Source organism: Pantoea sp. FN0307 (genome assembly GCF_050113815.1).
Classification (GTDB): domain Bacteria; phylum Pseudomonadota; class Gammaproteobacteria; order Enterobacterales; family Enterobacteriaceae; genus Mixta; species Mixta alhagi.
This window is the reverse complement of record NZ_JBNJSO010000005.1, coordinates 68,009-90,424: the sequence shown is the minus strand read 5'-3', so window position 1 is coordinate 90,424 and position 22,416 is coordinate 68,009. Positions and strand designations below refer to the sequence as shown.

Annotated in this window: 19 protein-coding genes; 3 read left to right on the top strand and 16 right to left on the bottom strand. The window is 53.2% G+C overall.

Going from position 1 to position 22,416, the window contains the following annotated elements:
• The first annotated feature begins 268 nt into the window (after positions 1-268).
• Complete coding sequence (locus ACQE3Z_RS15230; protein WP_426974439.1) at positions 269-805, top strand: bactofilin family protein; 537 nt, start codon at positions 269-271, stop codon at positions 803-805.
• A gap of 73 nt (positions 806-878) precedes the next feature.
• Here ACQE3Z_RS15230 and carB read toward each other — a convergent pair whose 3' ends face one another.
• Together carB and carA are read right to left on the bottom strand one after the other, a co-directional pair.
• Positions 879-4,106: a carbamoyl-phosphate synthase large subunit gene (gene carB / locus ACQE3Z_RS15225; RefSeq protein WP_426974438.1), complete on the bottom strand. Its 3,228-nt coding sequence runs from the start codon at positions 4,104-4,106 to the stop codon at positions 879-881.
• A 23-nt stretch (positions 4,107-4,129) separates the two neighbouring features.
• Complete coding sequence (carA, locus tag ACQE3Z_RS15220) at positions 4,130-5,278, bottom strand: glutamine-hydrolyzing carbamoyl-phosphate synthase small subunit (RefSeq protein ID WP_250651795.1); 1,149 nt, start codon at positions 5,276-5,278, stop codon at positions 4,130-4,132.
• A gap of 156 nt (positions 5,279-5,434) precedes the next feature.
• On the opposite strand from carA, the gene ACQE3Z_RS15215 reads away from it, so the two are divergent.
• Complete coding sequence (locus ACQE3Z_RS15215) at positions 5,435-5,629, top strand: hypothetical protein (RefSeq protein WP_426974437.1); 195 nt, start codon at positions 5,435-5,437, stop codon at positions 5,627-5,629.
• Positions 5,630-5,733: 104 nt separating this feature from the next.
• On the opposite strand, the gene dapB is transcribed toward ACQE3Z_RS15215, so the two are convergent.
• The 8 genes from dapB to ACQE3Z_RS15175 all read right to left on the bottom strand — a co-directional run bounded on the left by dapB (position 5,734) and on the right by ACQE3Z_RS15175 (position 13,261).
• Positions 5,734-6,552 carry a 4-hydroxy-tetrahydrodipicolinate reductase gene (gene dapB, locus ACQE3Z_RS15210; RefSeq protein WP_426974436.1) on the bottom strand — a complete coding sequence of 273 codons (819 nt, stop codon included), beginning with the start codon at positions 6,550-6,552 and terminating at the stop codon, positions 5,734-5,736.
• 228 nt (positions 6,553-6,780) lie between these two features.
• Complete coding sequence (locus ACQE3Z_RS15205) at positions 6,781-7,059, bottom strand: hypothetical protein (RefSeq protein ID WP_426974435.1); 279 nt, start codon at positions 7,057-7,059, stop codon at positions 6,781-6,783.
• 238 nt (positions 7,060-7,297) lie between these two features.
• The gene (gene ispH, locus ACQE3Z_RS15200) at positions 7,298-8,251 is read right to left on the bottom strand and encodes a 4-hydroxy-3-methylbut-2-enyl diphosphate reductase (RefSeq protein ID WP_426974434.1); all 954 of its coding nucleotides are present in this window, start codon (positions 8,249-8,251) and stop codon (positions 7,298-7,300) included.
• Positions 8,248-8,703 (bottom strand): FKBP-type peptidyl-prolyl cis-trans isomerase, encoded by a 456-nt coding sequence (gene fkpB, locus ACQE3Z_RS15195; RefSeq protein WP_426974433.1) that lies wholly within the window; start codon positions 8,701-8,703, stop codon positions 8,248-8,250. The genes ispH and fkpB overlap by 4 nt, the downstream gene beginning before the upstream one ends.
• Positions 8,700-9,212, bottom strand: a complete 513-nt coding sequence (gene lspA, locus ACQE3Z_RS15190; protein ID WP_250651789.1) for a signal peptidase II — start codon at positions 9,210-9,212, stop codon at positions 8,700-8,702. The genes fkpB and lspA overlap by 4 nt, the downstream gene beginning before the upstream one ends.
• Positions 9,212-12,028 (bottom strand): isoleucine--tRNA ligase, encoded by a 2,817-nt coding sequence (ileS, locus tag ACQE3Z_RS15185; protein ID WP_426974432.1) that lies wholly within the window; start codon positions 12,026-12,028, stop codon positions 9,212-9,214. Before ileS ends, lspA begins: the two co-directional genes overlap by 1 nt.
• A gap of 27 nt (positions 12,029-12,055) precedes the next feature.
• Positions 12,056-12,994, bottom strand: coding sequence for a bifunctional riboflavin kinase/FAD synthetase (gene ribF / locus ACQE3Z_RS15180; protein WP_250651787.1), 939 nt, complete (start codon positions 12,992-12,994; stop codon positions 12,056-12,058).
• Positions 12,995-13,048: 54 nt separating this feature from the next.
• A complete protein-coding gene (locus ACQE3Z_RS15175; protein ID WP_426974431.1) occupies positions 13,049-13,261 on the bottom strand; it encodes a hypothetical protein in 213 nt (70 codons plus the stop codon).
• A 50-nt stretch (positions 13,262-13,311) separates the two neighbouring features.
• Between ACQE3Z_RS15175 and rpsT the strand changes: the two genes are divergently transcribed.
• Positions 13,312-13,575, top strand: coding sequence for a 30S ribosomal protein S20 (gene rpsT, locus ACQE3Z_RS15170; protein WP_038628374.1), 264 nt, complete (start codon positions 13,312-13,314; stop codon positions 13,573-13,575).
• Between the two features lie 62 nt (positions 13,576-13,637).
• On the opposite strand, the gene ACQE3Z_RS15165 is transcribed toward rpsT, so the two are convergent.
• The 6 genes from ACQE3Z_RS15165 to ACQE3Z_RS15140 all read right to left on the bottom strand — a co-directional run bounded on the left by ACQE3Z_RS15165 (position 13,638) and on the right by ACQE3Z_RS15140 (position 22,314).
• Positions 13,638-14,978: a hypothetical protein gene (locus ACQE3Z_RS15165; RefSeq protein WP_426974430.1), complete on the bottom strand. Its 1,341-nt coding sequence runs from the start codon at positions 14,976-14,978 to the stop codon at positions 13,638-13,640.
• A gap of 319 nt (positions 14,979-15,297) precedes the next feature.
• The gene (nhaR, locus tag ACQE3Z_RS15160) at positions 15,298-16,191 is read right to left on the bottom strand and encodes a transcriptional activator NhaR (protein ID WP_426974429.1); all 894 of its coding nucleotides are present in this window, start codon (positions 16,189-16,191) and stop codon (positions 15,298-15,300) included.
• A gap of 2 nt (positions 16,192-16,193) precedes the next feature.
• Positions 16,194-17,369 (bottom strand): Na+/H+ antiporter NhaA, encoded by a 1,176-nt coding sequence (nhaA, locus tag ACQE3Z_RS15155; protein WP_426974428.1) that lies wholly within the window; start codon positions 17,367-17,369, stop codon positions 16,194-16,196.
• 279 nt (positions 17,370-17,648) lie between these two features.
• A complete protein-coding gene (dnaJ, locus tag ACQE3Z_RS15150; RefSeq protein ID WP_426974427.1) occupies positions 17,649-18,791 on the bottom strand; it encodes a molecular chaperone DnaJ in 1,143 nt (380 codons plus the stop codon).
• A gap of 108 nt (positions 18,792-18,899) precedes the next feature.
• The gene (dnaK, locus tag ACQE3Z_RS15145; RefSeq protein WP_250651783.1) at positions 18,900-20,804 is read right to left on the bottom strand and encodes a molecular chaperone DnaK; all 1,905 of its coding nucleotides are present in this window, start codon (positions 20,802-20,804) and stop codon (positions 18,900-18,902) included.
• Between the two features lie 208 nt (positions 20,805-21,012).
• The gene (locus ACQE3Z_RS15140; RefSeq protein ID WP_426974426.1) at positions 21,013-22,314 is read right to left on the bottom strand and encodes an MFS transporter; all 1,302 of its coding nucleotides are present in this window, start codon (positions 22,312-22,314) and stop codon (positions 21,013-21,015) included.
• Between the last annotated feature and the right edge of the window lie 102 nt (positions 22,315-22,416).

Here is a 22,416-nt window from a genome sequence, read left to right as displayed (position 1 = left end):
TCTGCCATTCCAGGAAGAGATAGTCCCGGATGAATATGCTGTTCTTCATCTTATCGCGTGTCGGTTAAATAATTAACACAGACATGGCAGGCACAGGGAGTCATAACAGACTAATATGGAAAGGAAATATATTTTCTTTAATGGCGGGATCTGCTGCTGGCTGCTGGGGTTGGTAGCAAGCTTTTTTTCTTTGACCTGGGCGGGGATTTTTGGCCTCCTGGCTGTCGGGTCCTTTTTACTTTACGCATCACAACGGAAGATTGTCACTATGTTTAAAAAACAAAATAAATCAGCAGAAATAGCGTCAAAAAAAGAGCCTGTTACCTCAACGGGATTGCTGGATAAAGCCGCGCCGCATGTGGACGAGCAAACAAATAATACGGTCATTGCTCGTGATGTCTGTTTTGAGGGTAATTTAAAAGCGGTAGGTCAGGTTTATATCTATGGCGAAGTACAGGGAAATATTATCGCTAACGAAGGTGTAGTAAAAGTCATGCGCAGCGGGCTGGTCAACGGCAATATTAGCAGCCAGGAATTAATAATCAACGGCACTGTGAAAGGCGAATGCAAAGCAGAATCGATGGATATTGGCGAACATGCCAATATTAACGGCGCGCTCGATTATGTCACGCTGTCGGTGAAAAAAGGCGCCATGTTTGTAGGCAGCGTGGAAACCTCCAGGAAGCCTGACGCTACGCCTCAAACAAATATTATCGGGCTGGCATCTGCCGCAGCCGCTATCCCCAGCGATCCCGTAATCAACGTAGAAAAGGCAAACCTGCCAACCGGTAAAAAGCGCCCCTGAACGTGGGCTGCCCGCCATAAAAAACGGCTCCCGCAGGAGCCGTTTACGCTATCAGCCGGTGCTCAGGCTGACGTTATTTAGCCTTAAGCTGAGCGTGCATCTCCTGTACGGAAATCACTTTCTCCGTTGGGTCAGCATTCAGCGCCATCGCAGTAGCAAAGCCGCCGTTCAGCGTGGTGTCATAGTGCACTTTGTACTGCAGCGCGCTACGGCGAATGACGCGTGAATCCTCAATGGCCTGCCGTCCTGCAGTGGTATTGACGATATAGCTGTATTCGCCGTTCTTCAGACGGTCCTGAATATGCGGGCGTCCTTCATGCACTTTGTTCACCAGACGGGGGTTAATGCCTGCTTCACCCAGCACAACCGCCGTACCGTGCGTAGCATCAAGCTCAAAGCCGAACTTCAACAGTTTGGCAGCCAGGTCAACCACACGTTTTTTGTCGCCTTCACGCACCGACAACAGCGCCCGGCCCTGCTTTTTCATGTTGGACTGCGCGCCCAGCATCGCCTTGGAGAACGCTTCGGCAAAGGTGCGGCCAACGCCCATCACTTCCCCCGTTGAGCGCATTTCCGGTCCAAGAATCGGGTCCACGCCAGGGAACTTGTTAAACGGCAGTACTACTTCTTTCACTGAATAGTAAGGTGGGATAACCTCTTCAGTTACGCCCTGCTCCATCAGCGTTTTACCGGCCATTACGCGCGCGGCAACTTTTGCCAGCGGCACGCCGGTCGCTTTAGAAACGAAAGGCACGGTACGTGCGGCGCGCGGGTTAACCTCAATCAGATAAACTTCGTTATCTTTTACCGCAAACTGCACGTTCATCAGACCACGTACGCAGAGCTCAAACGCCAGCTTCTCTACCTGCTGCCGCATGACATTCTGAATTTCCTTGCTTAGCGTATAGGCGGGCAGTGAACAGGCGGAATCACCAGAATGCACCCCGGCCTGCTCGATATGCTCCATGATGCCGCCAATCAGCACGCGCTCGCCGTCGCAAATCGCATCAACATCAACTTCTACCGCGTCGTCCAGGAAACGATCCAGCAGCACCGGCGCATCGTTAGATACAGAGACAGCCGTCTGGAAGTAGCGCTTCAGATCCTGCTCGTCATACACAATTTCCATCGCCCGGCCGCCCAGCACATAAGAAGGACGCACCACCAACGGATAACCAATATCTGCTGCTTTCTGTACCGCCTGTTCCAGCGCCGTTACCGTGGCGTTCGCAGGCTGCTTCAGGCCCAGGCGGTCTACCGCCTGCTGGAAGCGCTCGCGATCTTCCGCACGGTCGATAGCGTCCGGGCTGGTACCGATAACCGGTACGCCAGCGGCTTCCAGCGCACGCGCCAGCTTCAGCGGCGTCTGACCGCCATACTGTACGATAACGCCTTTCGGCTGCTCAATTCGTACGATTTCCAGCACATCTTCCAGCGTTACCGGCTCAAAATAGAGACGGTCGGAGGTATCATAATCGGTTGAAACGGTTTCCGGGTTGCAGTTGACCATGATGGTTTCATAACCATCTTCGCGCAGCGCCAGCGCAGCATGAACACAGCAGTAGTCAAACTCAATGCCCTGACCGATGCGGTTTGGTCCGCCGCCCAGCACCATGATTTTTTCACGATTTTGGTTTGGATTCGCTTCGCACTCCTCTTCATACGTGGAGTACATATAGGCGGTATCGGTCGAAAACTCGGCGGCGCAGGTATCAACGCGCTTATAAACCGGATGCAGGTTGTACTGCTGGCGCAGTTTGCGTACTTCTGCTTCGCTCACGCCGGCCAGATCCGCCAGACGCGCATCGGCAAAGCCCTTGCGCTTGAGCGTGCGCAGGAAATCGGCATTCAGGCCGTTAATACCTTCCTGAGCAACCTGCTCTTCCAGACGCACCAGCTCTTCAATCTGTACCAGGAACCAGCGATCGATATTGGTCAGGTTAAATACGCCGTCTACCGACAGGCCAGCACGGAACGCATCGGCTACGTACCAGATACGCTCGGCGCCTGCATCTTTCAGCTCGCGGCGGATACGCGTCAGCGCATCGGCATCATCCAGATGTACTTTCGGGTCGAAGCCGTTAGCGCCGACTTCCAGTCCGCGCAGCGCCTTCTGCATTGACTCCTGCAAGGTGCGGCCAATCGCCATCACTTCGCCAACCGATTTCATCTGGGTTGTCAGACGATCGTTGGCACCGGCAAATTTTTCAAAGTTAAAGCGCGGGATTTTAGTCACGACATAGTCGATCGAAGGCTCGAACGAAGCAGGCGTACGGCCGCCGGTAATGTCGTTCATCAGCTCATCCAGCGTATAACCTACCGCCAGCTTCGCCGCGACTTTAGCGATCGGGAAGCCGGTGGCTTTGGAGGCCAGCGCCGAGGAGCGGGATACGCGCGGGTTCATCTCGATAATAATCAGACGGCCATTTTTGGGGTTCACCGCGAACTGCACGTTAGAACCGCCGGTTTCCACGCCGATTTCACGCAGTACCGCCATCGAGGCGTTACGCATGATTTGGTACTCTTTATCGGTCAGGGTTTGCGCCGGCGCAACGGTGATGGAGTCACCGGTGTGGATGCCCATTGGATCGAAGTTTTCAATGGAGCAGACAATGATGCAGTTATCCTTCTTATCGCGCACCACCTCCATCTCATACTCTTTCCAGCCAATCAGCGATTCATCAATCAGCAGCTCTTTGGTAGGTGAGAGATCCAGACCGCGTTCGCAAATCTCTTCGAACTCTTCGCGGTTATAGGCGATGCCGCCGCCGCTGCCGCCCATAGTAAAAGAGGGACGGATAATGCAGGGGAAGCCGACATCCGCCGCAACCTGCAGCGCTTCTTCCATATTGTGCGCAATGCCGGAGCGTGCCGTTTCAAGGCCAATTTTCTTCATGGCCTTATCGAAACGTTGGCGGTCTTCTGCTTTATCAATCGCGTCCGCCGTGGCGCCAATCATGGTCACGCCGAACTCCGCCAGCACGCCCTGACGCTCCAGCTCCAGCGCGCAGTTCAGCGCTGTCTGGCCGCCCATAGTAGGCAGCACCGCATCGGGACGCTCTTTCTCGATGATTTTACGCACCACTTCCCAGTGGATCGGTTCGATATAGGTGGCATCCGCCATTTCCGGGTCGGTCATGATGGTTGCCGGATTGGAGTTAACCAAAATAACGCGATAGCCTTCTTCACGCAGCGCCTTACAGGCCTGCGCGCCGGAATAGTCAAACTCGCACGCCTGGCCGATAACAATCGGGCCAGCGCCCAGAATCAGGATGGATTTTAAGTCAGTACGTTTTGGCATTATCTCTGTTCCTTTCCTGAAATTTATTTCTGGCCGGCACGGGCCGCTTCAATCAGTTCGATAAAGTGATCGAACAGCGGCGCCGCGTCATGCGGGCCTGGGCTGGCTTCCGGATGTCCCTGGAAGCTAAACGCGGGTTTATCTGTGCGGTGAATGCCCTGAACCGTCTGATCGAACAGTGAAACATGGGTCACGCGCAGGTTGGCAGGCAAATCGTTTTCATCAACCGCGAAGCCGTGGTTTTGCGCGGTAATCATCACGGTGTCGTTATCAAGATCTTTTACCGGATGGTTGCCGCCGTGATGACCCAGCTTCATTTTTACCGTTTTTGCCCCGCTGGCCAGCGCCAGTAGCTGATGACCGAGGCAGATACCGAATACTGGAATCTCTGTTTCCAGGAAACGCTGAATCGCGCGGATAGCATAGTCGCACGGCTCCGGGTCACCCGGTCCGTTTGCCAGGAAAATACCATCAGGATTGAGCTTCAGCACCTCTTCCGCCGGCGTCTGTGCCGGGACCACTGTCAGGCGGCAGCCGCGATCCACCAGCATGCGTAAGATATTTCTTTTTACGCCGAAATCGTAAGCGACCACATGGTAAGGCAGCTCTTCTGCAGTTTTTGCAGCAGGCAGGCCTTCATCCAGCGTCCAGCTTCCCTGCGTCCAGCTGTAGGTTTCGCGGGTACAAACCTCTTTTGCCAGATCCATACCTTTCAGGCCAGGGAACGCCTGCGCTTTTTGCAGCGCCAGCTGCGCATCCGGCGCGTCGCCCGCAATGATGCAGCCATTCTGCGCGCCCTTTTCACGCAGCAGACGCGTGAGTTTACGCGTATCGATATCGGCGATAGCGACGATATTGTTGCGTTTCAGGTAAGCCGACAGCCCTTCTTCGTTACGATAGTTGCTGGCGATCAGCGGCAGATCGCGAATAACCAGACCCTGCGCATGTACCTGAGAGGATTCTTCATCAGCGACATTGGTGCCGACATTACCAATATGGGGATAAGTAAGAGTGACAATCTGGCGAGAATAGGAAGGATCTGTGAGGATTTCTTGATAACCGGTCATTGAAGTATTGAAAACTACCTCTCCCACCGCCGATCCTGTCGCCCCAATGGCCCGACCGTGGAATTGGGTTCCGTCTTCCAGAACCAAAATCGCTGACTTATTCAAAACGTCCTCCAGGGAATAAACAGTCATAATATTTGCATATTAATTCATAACGCATCGATGAATCAATGCAAAAACCGCTGTTATTGTCGATTTTTGGCAAATTGCGCGCATTCTAATGATCGACTTATGGAATGTCTACCCTAAAGGCTATTTTTTATGTCTGTTTTAGCCATCACAGGACAAAAAGATAAGATTCCCCCTAAAACAGAGGCTATTCCTGGCAAGAAAACCGATTGCATCCAGCAGGCAACAGTAAAAAAGACGTTAACGTGTGAAAAAGTGGACCAAATGGTCAAATTTAGCTTTAGCAGCACAACGGGAAGCAGGAAAACTTATAGAAAAAGCAATTAGAGCAACATAATAGATCAAAGGCATTATTATTCAATTAAAGCAAAAAGGGCTAAGAAATAGCCCTTTAAATTCAAATATTTAAATTAAAACAAATTTTATATATATTACAAATCATAAAGGTTAAGCACGCTTCTCATATCATAAAGGCCTGTATTTTTCCCGCTAACCCACTCAGCCGCCTTTACCGCGCCTTTTGCAAAGGTCATACGGCTGGAGGCTTTATGAGTTATCTCCAGGCGTTCACCAATATCTGCAAACATAGCGGTATGCTCGCCTACAATGTCACCTGCACGTACGGTGGCGAATCCGATAGTTTGCGCGCTGCGCTCTCCGGTATGGCCTTCACGCGCGTAAACCGCATGATCATTAAGCGACCAGTTCATTGCATCAGCAATCGCTTCCCCCATCGCCAGCGCGGTGCCGGAAGGAGCGTCAACTTTATGGCGATGATGCGCTTCGATGATTTCGATGTCCGCATACTCGCCCATGACTTTCGCCGTTTTTTCCAACAGCTTCAGCATTAAATTTACGCCGATGCTGAAGTTAGCGGCAAATACGATGCCGATCTCCTGAGCCGCCTGTTTAATCGCCGCCTTACCTGCATCGTCAAATCCGGTGGTGCCAATCACCATCCCTTTGTTATGACGGCGGCAGAAATCAAGATAGGTCAGCGTTGCTTCCGGGTGGGTAAAATCTATCAGGATATCGAAATGATCTACCACCGCCTCAAGGCTGTCACTTATTGCCACCCCAAGCGTCCCGATACCTGCCAGTTCGCCAGCATCGCTACCTACCAGTGAAGAACCTTCTCGTGCCAGCGCCGCGCCAAGCGAGACACCTTCAGTCTGCTCTATCGCCTGAATTAACTGTCGTCCCATCCGTCCGGGCGCGCCGACGATAGCTATGCGGATATCATTGCTCATATTTATTCATTCCTGACTCAAGTCTGTGCATACAAAACGCAATTAGGTTAAACAGCGGGTGCGGGACGCGCCACCATTAAGTTGGATAATAAGAATTTTAGGCTGCGGGCAAGAAATTATCAGAAAAGCAACTTATGCGGATGAGAAAAGGGAAAATGCGCCGCAAAAGGTTTACGGCGCGCTGAGCTAAACCGCCCGACGATTAACGATCACACCTCACAGAAAAGGTTATTCCACTGGTGTAACCGGTTCAGGCTTGTTTTTGCCTTTGCTGATAGCGGACATAACGATACCCATAATTGTCATCCCGCCTGATATCGCCGTACCGACAATACCGGCTGTCATAGCGACAAAACCCAGCCCAAGGGTAGGCACGCCAAGAACGGCACCGCCAACAATAACGGGAATGTTTAACGCCAGGCCAGCATAGCCCATGCCAAGCATGGCACCGGCAGGCATAAGCGCACCGCTGACGGCCTGAATCTGATTGATTTGCAACTCTCTCATTTGTAACTCCTTTTAACTTTATTATCAGAATGCTACACGCAGTCTGCATCCCTTCGAAATCAACAGGCGTTTAACGCAAAGAATAAAAGCCTGCGTGTAACAGAAAAATGCTACTGCAAGCCTCCTGCTAACTCAATGCAGCCAGAGGACATGAGTAAAATCTAACACTTAAAGGATTAGGCTGGCGGGAAGAGAGATGAAAACGCCCGGAACGGGAAAGCATTCCGGGCGATGCAGATCAACCGATCTGGCGGGTTTCGAGACGTAACTCTTTGGGCACCTCAAAAACAATATTTTCTTCACGTCCGCTCAGTTCAGTGACCTCTTCGCCACCAAACTCGCGTAGCCGCTGAATCACTTCCTGTACCAGGATATCGGGTGCAGAAGCGCCTGCGGTAACGCCAACGCAGTCAATGCCCTGTAGCCAACTCTCCTGGATATCAGCGGCGGAATCGATCAGCTGTGCACGCTTACCGGCACGCTGAGCCAGCTCTGCCAGCCGGTTGGAGTTAGACGAGTTTTTAGAGCCGACCACCAGCACCACATCCGCTTCGGCAGCCAGACTGCGTACGGCTTCCTGACGATTAGTAGTGGCATAGCAGATATCATCTTTGCGCGGCCCAACGATATTCGGGAAACGCTGGCGCAGCGCATCGATCACCGCAGAGGTATCATCAACCGACAGCGTGGTTTGCGTCATAAAACACAGGTTATTTTCATTTTTCACCTGTAGTTTAAACACATCCTCTGGCGACTCGACCAGATACATGCCGCCCTGAGCGTTGCTGTATTGTCCCATGGTGCCCTCCACTTCCGGATGGCCCGCATGACCGATCAAAATCGCTTCGGTGCCTTTGCGGCTGGCACGTGCCACTTCCATATGGACTTTAGTCACCAGCGGACAGGTGGCATCAAACAGCATAGTCAGTTGACGCGCTTTCGCCTCGGCCCGTACCGCCTGAGAAACGCCATGTGCAGAAAAAATCAGGATCGCACCATCTGGCACTTCGGTAATTTCTTCAATAAAAATCGCACCGCGCTCACGCAGACTGTTGACGACGTAGCGGTTATGCACCACTTCATGACGCACGTAGATCGGCGCGCCATACATTTCCAGCGCCCGCTCGACAATGCTGATGGCACGGTCAACGCCAGCGCAAAAGCCACGCGGATTAGCTAACAGGATCCTCATGCGCCGTCCTCCAGAACCGGGTTAACTTCCAGTACTTCAATATCGAAATGAACCTTATGGCCCGCTAAAGGATGGTTAAAATCCACGGTGATTGAATCTCCGGCGATCTCGCGGATCACGCCGGGCATCTCGCTACCGTCCATACCGGTAAACAGCATAATGGCTCCGATCTCCGGCTCGCCCGCCTGCATAAAATCACGGCGGGAAAAGTATTGGATCAGATCGGGAATAACGTTGCCAAAAGCCGCCTCCGGCTCAAGCGCGAACGCTTTCTTATCGCCGGACTGCAACCCCAGCAGCGCCGCTTCCAGTGGTTCTGAAAGGCTGCCGTCGCCAAGGCGAAACAGTGCCGGTTTACCATTAGCTCGCGTGGACTCAGCCGTAGAGCCATCTTCCAGTTTTAAGGTGAAGTGCAGCAGCACCGCGCTATCGCGCTGTACAGAATCGGTCATGCCTTGCCCTTTTGCTTCGCCTGCTTGCCGGAAGGCGTGATAAAGCCCTCCAGCACGATCAGCGCGGCGCCAACGCAGATACCGCAGTCGGCAATATTGAAGGTGGCGAAATGCCACCCGCCAATATAGAAGTCGATAAAATCGACGACAAAGCCGTGCCAGGCGCGATCAAACAGGTTACCCAGCGCGCCGCCAATAATCAGCGCGTAGGCAATATTGTTAAGTTTTTGGCTGGCGGCAGTACGATACATCATTACCAGCAGCGCCACCGCAATCGCGATGGCGATACCCGCAAAGAACCAGCGCTGCCAGCCGCCTTTATCCGCAAGGAAGCTAAAAGCCGCCCCGTAGTTGTGGGCATAAAACAGGTTGAGATACGGCATAATCGGTATCGTTTCATGCAGCGCCATGTTGTTCATCACCCACAGCTTGCTGGCCAAATCGATACCAATGACCACCACCACCAGCCAGAGCCAACGCAGTCCGGTTGCAAAAAGAGATTTACGCATCAGGCAAACTTACGCTCTTCGCCGTTACCGGCAACGTTAGTGACGCAGCGTCCGCAGATATCCGGGTGTGCGGCGTCCAGTCCAATATCGGTAGTGTAATGCCAGCAGCGCGGACATTTCTCGCCTTCCGCTTTATGCAGCACGATTTTCAGACCTTTTAACGCTTCGCTCTGCTGTGCTTCTTCCGGCGCCAGTGCATAATCTGCAACCTGAGCCCCTGAGGTCAACAGCACAAAGCGCAGCTCATTACCCAGCGCGGTCAGTTTCTCTGCCAGCGCGGCATCAGCGTACAGCGTGACCGTTGCTTCCAGCGAACCGCCGATACGTTTGTCGCTACGCGCCTGCTCAATCACTTTGTTTACTTCGCTACGCACTTTCAGCAGCTCAGCCCAATAGGCATCATTCAGCGATTCGCCTTCATCCAGACCAAACAGGCCGTCATACCACTCTTCGGTAAAGACATACTGCGCGCGTTTACCCGGCAGATAGCCCCAGATTTCATCGGCGGTAAAGGACATAATCGGTGCCATCCAGCGCACCAGCGCCTCGACGATATACCACAGCGCGCTTTGGCAGCTGCGACGCGCCACGCTGTCGCTTTTCGCGGTGTACTGACGATCTTTAATGATATCGAGATAGAAAGAGCCCATCTCAATCGAACAGAACTGCATCAAACGCTGCACAACTTCATGGAAGTCGTAGCTGGCATAAGATTCAATAATATCTGCCTGCGCTGCCTGCGCACGACCCACGGCCCAGCGATCCAGCACAACCATCTCTTCCGGCTTCAGCAGATCGGTTTCAGGATTGAAGCCGTTGAGGTTCGCCAGCAGGAAGCGCGCAGTATTACGGATACGACGGTAAGCATCGGCAGAACGCTTCAGGATCTCATCTGAAACCGCCATTTCGCCTGAATAGTCGGTCGAGGCGACCCACAGACGCAGAATATCGGCGCCCAGCTTATTCATCACATCCTGCGGGCTGACGGTGTTGCCCAGCGACTTGGACATCTTGCGGCCCTGGCCGTCAACGGTGAAGCCGTGCGTCAGTACCTGACGGTAAGGCGCTTTGCCTTTCATCGCCGTGGAGATCATCAGCGAAGACATAAACCAGCCGCGATGCTGATCCGAGCCTTCCAGATACATATCGGCACTGTGACCGTGGAATTCCGGACGTACATCAACCACAGAAGCGTGCGTGGAGCCAGAGTCAAACCAGACATCCAGCGTATCCGGCACCTTCATATAGTTGTCGGCATCATCGCCCATCAGATCGCGCGGATCGAGATCCCACCACGCCTGAATGCCATCCTGCTCAACGCGCTGCGCCACTTTCTCCATCAGCGCCAGCGTATCCGGATGTAGCTGCTCGGTCTCTTTATGTACGAACAGCGCCATCGGCACGCCCCAGGTGCGCTGACGTGAAATACACCAGTCGGGACGGTTGGCAACCATCGATTCAATACGCGCCTGACCCCAATCCGGGATCCACTGCACGCCTTTGATCTCTTTCAGCGACTGCGTGCGCAGCCCTTTCTGATCCATGCTGATAAACCACTGCGGCGTGGCGCGGAAGATAATCGGCGTTTTATGACGCCAGCAGTGCGGGTAGCTGTGATGCATTTTCTCTACATGCAGCAGCGCGCCTTTCTCACGCAGCAGCTCAACGATCATATCGTTGGCTTTGAAGACATTGACGCCATCCAGCTCAGGATAAGTTCCCGGCAGATAGCGGCCATCCGGCCCAACCGGGTTAGCGGTTTCCAGATTATATTTCTGACCGATCACATAGTCGTCCGGGCCGTGGCCTGGCGCGGTATGTACCGCACCGGTACCGGCATCCAGCGTAACGTGTTCGCCCAGCACCACCGGTACGTCAAAAGCGAGGAACGGATGCTGGAAGCGCATCAGCTCCAGCGCCGCGCCGGTTGCATTGCCCAGCACGGCCCACTCGCTGACGCCTGCGCGTTGCATAACGCTTTCCACCAGATCTTTTGCCAGGATCAGCGCGCGGCCTTCAATCTGCACCAGCTGATATTCAAACTCAGGATGCAGTGAAATCGCACGGTTGGCCGGCATGGTCCACGGCGTGGTGGTCCAGATAACCAGCGCGATCGGTCCCTGAACCTGGGCTGCGCCGAATTTAGCCGCTACCGCAGCCGCGTCGATGGCGTTAAACATCACATCAATGGAAGGAGACGTTTTGTCGTAATATTCCACTTCCGCTTCCGCCAGCGCCGAACGGCAATCCAGACACCAGTGCACCGGCTTGGCGCCCTTGTGCAGATGACCGTTGCCGATGATTTTGCCCAACGCGCGGATAATATTGGCTTCGGTCTGGAAATCCATCGTGAGATAAGGACGATCCCAGTCGCCCAGCACGCCCAGACGGATAAAGTCAGTTTTCTGACCGGCAACCTGCTCCGCCGCATACTTACGGCACGCTTCGCGGAACTCCGCAGCGCTGACCTTTTCGCCCGGCTTACCGATCATCTGCTCGACTTTGTGTTCGATCGGCAGACCGTGACAGTCCCAGCCCGGCACGTAAGGTGAATCGAAGCCCGACAGACCCTTGGACTTAATAATAATATCTTTCAGAATCTTATTAACTGAGTGACCAATGTGAATGCTGCCGTTCGCATACGGAGGGCCATCGTGCAGGATAAAGGTTTTTTTCCCTTTTTTGGCGGCGCGGATGATGCCGTACAGGTTGTCATCAGTCCAGCGTTGCAGCATACCCGGTTCGCGTTTGGCGAGATCGCCACGCATCGGGAACCCCGTTTCCGGCAAATTCAGGGTAGATTTATAGTCACTCATCAGATTCTCGATTCCGTGTTTCGGTTGTTACACCGGTGTTTTAAGCCCAAAAAACTCGCGGGCAGTCACCACATCTTTAGCAATTTGCTCTTTAAGCGCATCCAGCGAGGGAAAACGCTGCTCGTTACGTATTTTTTGGCGCAGCACCACGTCAATATGACGCCCGTACATATTCATTGATATATCCAGCAGATGCACTTCCAGCTGCTGACGCAGGCCGGCAACCGTAGGGCGCGTACCTATATTCGCCACGCCAGGCAGCGGTTGCTCGCTAAGTCCATGGACCTCTACGGCGTAAACGCCTTTAACCGGCGATACCATGCGCCGCAGCAGAACGTTAGCGGTAGGAAAACCGATAGTGCGGCCCAGCGCATCACCATGCACGACACGCCCGGAAAGCGCAAATGGATGGCCCAACAGCGACTGCGCCAGCGACAGGTCATCATTCGCCAGCGCCTGGCGAATCGCCGTGCTGCTGATACGTTTGCCGCCTTCACTGAAAGTTTGGGTGCTGATGACATCAAAGCCATACTCCACACCCGCTTTCTGTAATAACAGGAAATCCCCTTCGCGACCAGCGCCGAAACGGAAATCATCACCAACGGCAAGAAACCGCACGCCAAGCTTATCAACCAGCAGATCGTTAACAAAGCTTTGCGCGCTAACGGCGGCGAAACGGCGGTCGAAGCGCACGCACAGCACGGCATCGACGCCCGCCTGCGCCAGATATTTCAGTTTATCACGCAGACGCGTCAGGCGCGCCGGCGCTTTATCAGCGGCAAACAGCTCAAGCGGCTGCGGCTCGAACAGCATGACCACGACCGGCAGATGACGCTGCCGCCCCTCTTCGCACAGGCGAGCCAGCAGCGCCTGGTGGCCCCGATGTACTCCATCGAAATTGCCGATAGTCAGCACACAGCCGTCAGGCTGCGTCCGGAGATTATGAATGCCGCGTATAAACTTCATGGCTGACTCAAGTTGGTGGAAATCGGCGGATTATACCTTGTACAACCGCCAAGGTTAACCCGTCACGGCGCCTTTCCCGCTTTCCGGCGGCGATTTCCGTGCGGTAATGGCCAGGCGGCGGGGATAACGCTTTTTTTCTTGCGAAATACTGTATTCAGGCTGGGGAAACTGGTAGAATCTTGCGCCATCAATTACGTAACCGAGCGTTGTTTGTAAAACGGCGCTTATTTGCACAAATCCATTGACAAAATAAGGCGTAAAAGGCATAGTCCTCGGCCTTTGATTTGTCCGTATAGAACATATTTGGGAGTTGGACCTTGGCTAATATCAAATCAGCTAAGAAACGCGCCGTAACATCTGAGAAACGTCGCAAGCATAACGCAAGCCGTCGTTCTATGATGCGTACTTTCATCAAGAAAGTATACGCAGCAGTTGAAGCTGGCGATAAAGAAGCTGCACAGAAAGCATTTAACGAAATGCAACCGATCGTGGACCGTCAGGCTGCTAAAGGTCTGATCCACAAAAACAAAGCTGCACGTCATAAAGCTAATCTGACTGCACAGATCAACAAACTGGCTTAATCGCCACTTGTTAATCAGCTTTGAAAGAACCGGCCAGTGGCCGGTTTTTTTTCGTCCTGATTTTACGAGTCCCAAATCGCTCCGTAAGCGGCGATGCCCTGCGCTTCACACCCTTCCACTACATAATCGGTTAACGGGCGGTTCGCAATACAGATTACCGCTTCCGCATTAATCTCTTTGACCTTCTGACAGGCCAGCAGCAGCAGATCCGGTTTGCCGTGCGCATCGGTATCCCAAATCAATACGCCTGGGTGGGCCGCAATAATCTCATTAACGAACGCTTCGCCATAGGTCACAACCGGATTACGGGTTGACCAGATCAATTTACAGGGACGCGGATTGTTCACCAGATGCGGCAGCAGCGGACCAATTCCACTTCCGGTGGCGACATAGACTACCGAGTTAAATAGCTTGTTCATGCTGCCAACGCCGGGCGTGGGTATGCCCTTAAACCAGACGTGTGACGGTGGATTATCGATAAAGCGCGAGGTCCAGTCTCCGGCACGGGAGATCAGCATCCGGCAACCAGGTCGTTTTACCAGCGGAATATTGGCAAACGCATGCCATTCCGTTAGCGGATGCAGGCTAATGGCCAGCGTCGAACCAGGAAAGGGATCCTGCGGCAAAGCAAACTGAATAATTACCGCATGGGAAGAAGGCCGCGTCACTTCGATAGGAATGCGCCGTAAACGCAGCCAGGGAAGCAGAATGCTACAGGTAATAGCCAACAGTCCCCAGAAAGCGAAAGCGTGGCTGAGATGATGCCAGCGCCACTCACCGTGATGGCTGTCACGCACGAACCATAAAACCTGTAGCCATGAGAGCGCAAGCGAGCTCCAGCCAACGTAGCGATGCATATGTTCAAACAGGTTATGATAGCGTCGTCTCACCTGCGGCAGCGCCGTCAGGGAAATGGCACACAGCATCAGCACCAACAGGATATTGACCGTAAGAAGCTGAGTGGATAGCCCGCCCTGCGCCTGTTGTTGACAAAAAGCAGCTAACGTAAAAAGCAGCAACCACAGACAGCTAAAGGTGGCACAGCCAGAGTGAAGCCCGCCGAACTGATAAACGTTAGCCAAATGACGCCGCAACCGTAGCGGCCAGTGTACGGGCACACGCCATACCAGCTGAAACAGCCCGTTGATAAGGTATTGCTGACGAATCAGTACCGTCACGCAGAGGTTAGCGATCACCATATTGCCAAAGTTGCCAAGCAAAATATGATTTTCGTCCCACCAGCTACCGCTGACCAAAGCCCAACTCATTATTGACAGATTGATCATGCTGACAGTAATAAACAGCATTTGATAATGAGTAAGAACCGGAGAAGAAAATTGCTGTGTTAATTCCTGGTGAAGAACAGGTAATACCGACGCCGTTTTATTTTTTTCGTTCTGCATACTTCGCTCCTGAGATGACCTTATTCCGTCCGATGGATGGACGCCATACTCCGCCGTCAGCGCGCCGGGGAAATATGGTGGTCCTCAAGGTGGTTGGTTGACAGCGCGTAGCGTAAAGAAAGGTAAAATGGCAGTAAATGGGAAACGGAAAAATGAGACTTTTGCCTAATAGCCCGTTTTTGAATTATTGTTGGTAAATTCTTAATTATTTTATTAATGGCTGGATCGAAGAGTTTCCTACGCCATTTCTGTTGCCGCCACCAGGCGGCAACAGAAATAAAAACAGCGCTGGAATTAGATCCAGCAAAACTATCATTTTCTATTTATCACTAAATAAAGCGGTAAAATCTTGATTGCAGATGCGCTGCACCGCAGGATGCTGAATCATCCGCTCGGCGAAGATCACGTAATACTCTTCCATGACATCTTCCAGCCGTCCAACCTCTTTGATAGCGCCATCCTGATAAATCTCCTGGCCGTAGAGCGTCGGGGCCACAAAAATAGCGTGGTTAGCGGCCCCAAATGCTTTCATCAACGCCGCATCATCAAACTCGCCAAGGATCTCTATCTGCAGCTCCTGGCTGCTGATCCACCGTTGCAGCTGACGCCCTAACATTGAGCGACGGCCCGGAATGAGTAGGCGTCGCTCCTCCAGGCAGGCGGGAAAAGGTTTCTGCGGCAGCGGCGGCGTACACCAGAAGCTGATGCCACACTCGCCCAGCTTCACGGAAAACAGCCCCTCCTGCTGAGTCGAATCAACCGGACAATCAGATAAAATCATATCCAGCTTGTGCTGACTCAGCTGCTCCAGCAACATCTCGTGCGTAGACTCAAAACAGCGCAGGTGAATGCGCTCATCATCCTGCACTGCCGTTTCCAAAACTTTACTGACCAGCTGTTTCGATAAGGCATCCGCCACGCCGACATCAAACAGCAGATGCGACTCCTTGCGGTAGTTAACGATATCCATCATCTCCTGACTCAGCGTAAACATCCGATCGGCGTAGCGAAAAACCAGCTGTCCCAGTTCCGTTGGCACGATTCCCCTGCCCTGACGTCGAAAGAGCTTGCCCTGGAGTCGCTCCTCCAGGGACTTGATCTGGCCGGTTATGGTTTGCGGCGTTAAGAAGAGTTTCTCCGCCGCGTTAACAATCGATCCCTGCTTACAAACGTGCCAAAAGTAGTAGAGATGATTGTAATTAAGATGTGTCATGCTCAGGTCTTCTTCAGGCTGTGTGGCTGATTTAACTTAACGCGTAACAGCGAATAGCCCACCACGGCAGAGAGCAGCGATCCGATCAAAATAGCCAGCTTAGCCAGTACCATCAGTTCCGCGCTCAGGTCGCCGTAGGCCAGTGAGGCGATAAAGATAGACATGGTAAAGCCGATTCCGCACAGCACGCCTACCGCCATAATGCTGCTCAGGCTGGCGCCTTGCGGCAGTTTCGCCACACCCAGTTTGATGCTCAACCAACAAAGCAGCGTAATTCCCAGCGGCTTACCGATAAACAGTCCCAGTATTATGCCCAGCGGCAACATGGAGAACAGCGAATTGAAAGAAACACCATCCAGCGCAACACCAGCGTTAGCAAAAGCGAACAGCGGCAAAATCAGCCAGGTCACCCAGGGATGAAGGCCATGCTCCAGGGCTCTGGCAGGCGATTTCCCATGCTTTTCCGCTAACGGCACAAAGAAGCCTATCACTACGCCTGCCAGCGTGGCATGAACACCCGATTTTAATACCGCCACCCACAACACGACGCCAACCACCATATAGAGCGAGGTGCGGCGGACGTTAAACAGATTTAACAGCGCCAGCACGATAATAGCGCCAGCGGCAACGCTCAGAGAAAGCAGTGACAGTTCGTGGGTATAAAACAGGGCAATAATGACAATTGCGCCCAGGTCGTCAATGATCGCCAGTGCCATAAGAAATACTTTTAGCGCGGGCGGCACCCGGCTGCCTAACAACGCCAGCACGCCAAGCGCAAAGGCAATATCGGTAGCGGTAGGCACCGCCCACCCGTTACGGGTAATTTCATCGGCACCATTAAATGCCAAAAAAATCAGCGCCGGAGCCACCATACCGCCGATAGCGGCGATCAGTGGAAACACAGCTTTATCACGGCTGGCGAGCGATCCTTCAATTAACTCGCGCTTAACTTCCAGGCCGATGACTAAGAAGAACACGGCCATTAGCGCATCGTTAATCCACAACAGCATATTTTTATTGATATGCAGGTCGCCAAAGTGAAACTCTACCGGCATCGCCAGCAGCGAAGCATACACAGGCTGGGTAGCATCCATATTCGCTAACAGCATAGCCAGTATTGCCGCCACGATAAGCACAATGCCCCCGGTTGCCTCATTGGCCAATAAGCGTTTAATCATTTTCCATCTCCTTGCTAAAAACATCGCATTAAGCTTAAGCATACTGGCTTTAACGATTCGGTAAAAACAGGTTATTTGGCATAAATAACTCGGAAAAAGCGAATCATCAACAAGTAATGTTTAACTTACAAGGATAATCATATGAATGATAAAGTTATCGCGCCGAAAAAATCGGTAACCGTTAGTGGCAATTGGCCCGTGGGCCGCCTTTGGCTGGCTGTAAGATACGGTGAAGGGATGGACAAACGCCCCTGAGCGGGGCGTCTGGAGGTGCGCGTTTTAACGCGTCAAATCATCAAAAAATTTCTTCACGCCGTCAAAAAAGCTTTTCGAGCGTGGGCTGTTTTTCTCGCCGCTGGGGCCGCCGAAACTTTCTTCCAGCTCACGCAGTAGCGCTTTCTGTTTTTCATTCAGACTGACCGGCGTCTCAACCACTACGCGGCATAGCAGATCGCCCTGCACGCCACCACGTACTGATTTCACCCCTTTGCCGCGCATACGGAACAGTTTGCCGGTTTGGGTTTCTGCCGGCACCTTCAACTTCACGCGGCCATCCAGCGTCGGCACTTCAATTTCGCCGCCCAGAGCCGCCATCGCAAAGTTAATCGGCACTTCGCAGTAAAGATTATTGTCTTCACGCTCAAAGATTGGGTGTTTTTTCACCGAAACCTGAACGTAGAGATCGCCGGCCGGTGCGCCATGGTCACCTGCTTCGCCTTCACCACTGAGGCGAATACGATCGCCGGTATCCACGCCTGCCGGGATTTTTACCGACAACGTTTTCGATCTTTCTACGCGGCCATGTCCGTGACAGGCGTTGCAGGGATCTTTAATGATAGAGCCGCGACCATGACAGCTCGGACAGGCCTGCTGCACGGTGAAGAAACCCTGACGCATCTGTACCTGGCCTGCGCCATGACAGGTTGGACAGGTTTGCGGCTGCGTACCTGATTTGGCTCCGCTGCCGTGGCAAACGTCACATTCCTGCAGGGTAGGAATACGGATCTCTTTGGTCACGCCGCGCACCGCTTCTTCCAGCGTCAGCTCCATGTTGTAGCGTAAATCGGCGCCACGGGCTGCGCGCTGCCGACGGCCGCCGCCGAAAATATCGCCGAACACGTCGCCAAAGATATCGCTGAAATCTGCGCCGCCTCCGCCAAAGCCGCCACCGCCAAAACCACCGCCCATGCCGCCCTGTTCAAAGGCTGCATGTCCATACTGATCGTAGGCGGCGCGCTTTTGCGCATCGGTCAAAATTTCGTAAGCCTCTTTCACTTCTTTGAATTTGGCTTCGGCTTCCTGATCGCCCGGATTGCGGTCAGGATGGTACTTCATTGCCAGGCGTTTATAAGCCTTTTTGATTTCACGCTCATCCGCAGACTTTGGGACGCCTAAAACCTCGTAATAGTCTGTTTTCGCCATTGTTATCTTTCCTGCCCTTAACATGCGTGCACGGGCGTGGAGAAACTCCTACGCCCGTGCTGGTTACCAGCGGTTGTCAGGGCAACCGCCGCGCCCGGTCAGGGGCAATTATTTTTTGTCTTTTACTTCTTCGAACTCAGCGTCGACAACGTCGTCTTCTTTCTTCGCAGAAGCGTCACCGGCGTCAGCTGGCTGGCCCTGCTGCTGAGCGAACTCCATCAGCTTGCCGGAAACCTGTACCAGCGCCTGGATTTTCGCTTCGATCTCAGCTTTATCTTCGCCTTTCAGCGCCGTGTTCAGATCGTTAAGCGCAGATTCGATCGGCGCTTTGTCGTCAGCAGAAAGTTTATCGCCCGCTTCGTCCAGCTGTTTACGGGTGCTGTGGGCAATCTGATCGCCCTGGTTACGCGCCTGTACCAGCTCTTCGAATTTACGATCTGCTTCTGCGTTAGCTTCCGCGTCGCGTACCATTTTCGCGATCTCTTCCTCGTTCAGACCAGAAGAAGCCTTGATAGTGATCTTCTGCTCTTTACCGGAGTTTTTATCTTTCGCCGATACGTGCAGGATACCGTCCGCATCGATATCGAAGGTCACTTCGATCTGCGGCATGCCGCGTGGTGCCGGCTGGATCCCATCCAGGTTAAACTGGCCCAGTGATTTGTTATCCGCTGCGCGTTTACGTTCACCCTGCAACACATGAATGGTTACCGCAGACTGGTTGTCTTCCGCAGTAGAGAACACCTGGCTGTGTTTGGTCGGGATAGTGGTGTTTTTGCTGATCAGCGCTGTCATCACGCCGCCCATGGTTTCGATACCCAGAGAGAGCGGAGTCACGTCCAGCAGCAGCACGTCTTTCACGTCACCCGCCAGCACGCCGCCCTGTACCGCAGCACCTACCGCTACCGCTTCATCAGGGTTAACGTCTTTACGCGGCTCTTTGCCAAAGAACTCGGCAACTTTCGCCTGCACCATTGGCATACGCGTCTGACCACCCACCAGGATCACATCATTGATGTCAGATACCGACAGGCCAGCGTCCTGCAGAGCAACTTTCAGTGGCTCAATAGAACGGGCAACCAGATCTTCAACCAGTGATTCCAGTTTCGCACGGGTCACTTTGATGTTCAGGTGTTTCGGACCGGTCGCGTCAGCCGTGATGTACGGCAGGTTAACGTCGGTCTGCTGAGCAGAAGAAAGCTCGATTTTAGCTTTCTCAGCGGCTTCTTTCAGACGCTGCATCGCCAGCGGATCGTTGTGCAGATCGATACCCTGATCTTTCTTGAACTCTGCTACCAGATAGTTGATCAGACGGCTGTCGAAGTCTTCACCACCCAGGTGGGTATCACCGTTGGTAGCCAGAACTTCAAAGGTTTTTTCGCCGTCAACTTCATCAATTTCGATGATAGAGATATCGAAAGTACCACCACCCAGGTCATAAACCGCGATAGTGCGGTTGCCCTGGCCTTTGTCCAGACCGTAAGCCAGCGCAGCAGCGGTTGGTTCGTTGATGATACGTTTAACTTCCAGACCCGCGATACGACCTGCGTCTTTGGTTGCCTGACGCTGTGCATCGTTAAAGTAAGCCGGTACGGTGATCACAGCTTCAGTTACCGGTTCGCCCAGGTAATCTTCCGCCGTTTTCTTCATTTTTTTCAGCACTTCCGCAGAAATCTGCGGCGGCGCCATTTTCTGGCCTTTTACGTCCAGCCATGCATCGCCGTTATCGGACTGCGTGATTTTGTAAGGCATGATTTTAATGTCACGCTGTACTTCTTCGTCCTGAAAACGACGACCAATCAGGCGCTTGATTGCAAACAGGGTGTTCTGCGGGTTAGTCACGGCCTGACGTTTAGCAGGCTGACCCACCAGCGTTTCACCATCCTGAGTATATGCAATAATTGACGGTGTGGTGCGATCGCCTTCGGCATTTTCCAGCACGCGTGCTTTGGTGCCATCCATAATCGCAACACATGAGTTGGTTGTACCGAGGTCAATACCAATAATCTTACCCATCTAAACGTCTCCCACTTAAAAACGGTCTCAATTAGGGTTGTGAATCAGTTAATGCGGACGATTTGTGTATTTTCAACTGTCCGCCTGCGCGCTTTGCGCTTCACAACGCTGGATGACTTCAAAATGGGGCCGCTTCGCAGCGCATCAAGGGTTAAGTAAAAAAAAATTTTTAGCGACCTGATGGCTGCGATGGTTTTTTTGCCACTAATCAGGCATTCACCTGCTGCAGAATTGCGCCGCGCCGTCCGGCCCAAGCCAGCCACAGCCCGGTCAGGAGGCCGATAAACGCCAGTGCCAGTACGTACCAGGCAGGTGCCAGCGGTGAGAACCTCATTAACAGCGTGACGCAAACGGGCGTCAGTCCGCCAAAGATGGCGTAAGCAAGATTGTAAGAGAATGAGATACCAGTAAAGCGTATCGCCGCAGGAAAAGCGCGCACCATAACAAAGGGCACGACGCCCACCACACCGACGCTTAAGCCTGCCAGCGCATAGGTGATAAACAGTGCCATGACCGAGCTGGCGGCCTGAGTAAAGAAAATCCAGCTGCACAGCGCCAGCAACAAACAGCCGAACGTTAAGACTTTGGCCGCGCCCAGTCGATCTGCCAGCAGGCCAGCAATTATACAACCCGCCAGCAGCATTATGGTCGCCACGCTATTGGCCTGCAGCGTAAGCGCCGCCGACAGCGCATACTGTTTCTGCAACAGGGTTGGCGCCATCAGGATCACTACCACAATGCAGGCTGAGAGCAGCCAGGTCAGCAGCATGGACATGATTACCGCCCGCTTGTGGTGTTGCAGCACGGTCCGCAGCGGCAAGCCGCCAGAAAGGGTTTTGCGCGCCTGCATCTGCTGAAAAACCGGCGTTTCATGCAGCCAGCGCCGCAGATACATCGCCAGCAGGCCGAAGAAACCGCCCAGCAGGAACGGAATGCGCCAGCCGCCCGCCGCGATGGTTTCCGGCGACAGCAGGCTGTTAATCAGCGTGGCTACCAGCGAACCCAGCAGAATGCCAGCCGTCAGGCCTGCAGTTAAGGTGCCGCAGGCGAAGCCTGTGCGTTTTTCCGGCACATGTTCCGCTACAAATACCCAGGCTCCCGGCACTTCACCACCAATCGCCGCGCCCTGCAAAATACGCAACAACAGCAACAACAGCGGCGCTGTCAGACCAATAGCGTGATAATCGGGCAAGGCGCCCATCGCCAGCGTGGGTAAAGCCATTAACAGAATGCTCAGGCTAAACATTTTCTTTCTTCCAACCCGATCGCCAAAGTGCGCCATGACAATGCCGCCAAGCGGGCGCGCCAGATAACCGGCAGCAAAAATGGCAAAAGTCTGCAGCTGGCGCAGCCAGTCAGGAATATCGGGTGGGAAGAAGAGTTCGCCAATTACCGCAGCGAAAAAAACAAAGATGATAAAATCATAGAATTCCAGCGCGCCACCAAGCGCAGCCAGTGACAACGTCTTGTAATCCTGCCGGTTAAGCCGGCGAGCCTGTGGTTGATCCATGTTTTTTTCGCGCTTCCAGAGGTGAGAAGAAAGTCAGTAACGTGAATTTGTAAAATTCACGTTACTATAGCGTCAACTTTTCTCGCCACACCAGCGGCGCTG

Coding starts and splice junctions, on each gene's coding strand:
- ACQE3Z_RS15230 (WP_426974439.1), top strand. CDS start 269: ATGTTTAAAAAACAAAATAAATCAGCAGAAATAGCGTCAAAAAAAGAG.
- carB (WP_426974438.1), bottom strand. CDS start 4,106: ATGCCAAAACGTACTGACTTAAAATCCATCCTGATTCTGGGCGCTGGC.
- ACQE3Z_RS15215 (WP_426974437.1), top strand. CDS start 5,435: ATGTCTGTTTTAGCCATCACAGGACAAAAAGATAAGATTCCCCCTAAA.
- dapB (WP_426974436.1), bottom strand. CDS start 6,552: ATGAGCAATGATATCCGCATAGCTATCGTCGGCGCGCCCGGACGGATG.
- ACQE3Z_RS15205 (WP_426974435.1), bottom strand. CDS start 7,059: ATGAGAGAGTTGCAAATCAATCAGATTCAGGCCGTCAGCGGTGCGCTT.
- ispH (WP_426974434.1), bottom strand. CDS start 8,251: ATGAGGATCCTGTTAGCTAATCCGCGTGGCTTTTGCGCTGGCGTTGAC.
- fkpB (WP_426974433.1), bottom strand. CDS start 8,703: ATGACCGATTCTGTACAGCGCGATAGCGCGGTGCTGCTGCACTTCACC.
- lspA (WP_250651789.1), bottom strand. CDS start 9,212: ATGCGTAAATCTCTTTTTGCAACCGGACTGCGTTGGCTCTGGCTGGTG.
- ileS (WP_426974432.1), bottom strand. CDS start 12,028: ATGAGTGACTATAAATCTACCCTGAATTTGCCGGAAACGGGGTTCCCG.
- ribF (WP_250651787.1), bottom strand. CDS start 12,994: ATGAAGTTTATACGCGGCATTCATAATCTCCGGACGCAGCCTGACGGC.
- ACQE3Z_RS15175 (WP_426974431.1), bottom strand. CDS start 13,261: ATGCCTTTTACGCCTTATTTTGTCAATGGATTTGTGCAAATAAGCGCC.
- ACQE3Z_RS15165 (WP_426974430.1), bottom strand. CDS start 14,978: ATGCAGAACGAAAAAAATAAAACGGCGTCGGTATTACCTGTTCTTCAC.
- nhaR (WP_426974429.1), bottom strand. CDS start 16,191: ATGACACATCTTAATTACAATCATCTCTACTACTTTTGGCACGTTTGT.
- nhaA (WP_426974428.1), bottom strand. CDS start 17,369: ATGATTAAACGCTTATTGGCCAATGAGGCAACCGGGGGCATTGTGCTT.
- dnaJ (WP_426974427.1), bottom strand. CDS start 18,791: ATGGCGAAAACAGACTATTACGAGGTTTTAGGCGTCCCAAAGTCTGCG.
- dnaK (WP_250651783.1), bottom strand. CDS start 20,804: ATGGGTAAGATTATTGGTATTGACCTCGGTACAACCAACTCATGTGTT.
- ACQE3Z_RS15140 (WP_426974426.1), bottom strand. CDS start 22,314: ATGGATCAACCACAGGCTCGCCGGCTTAACCGGCAGGATTACAAGACG.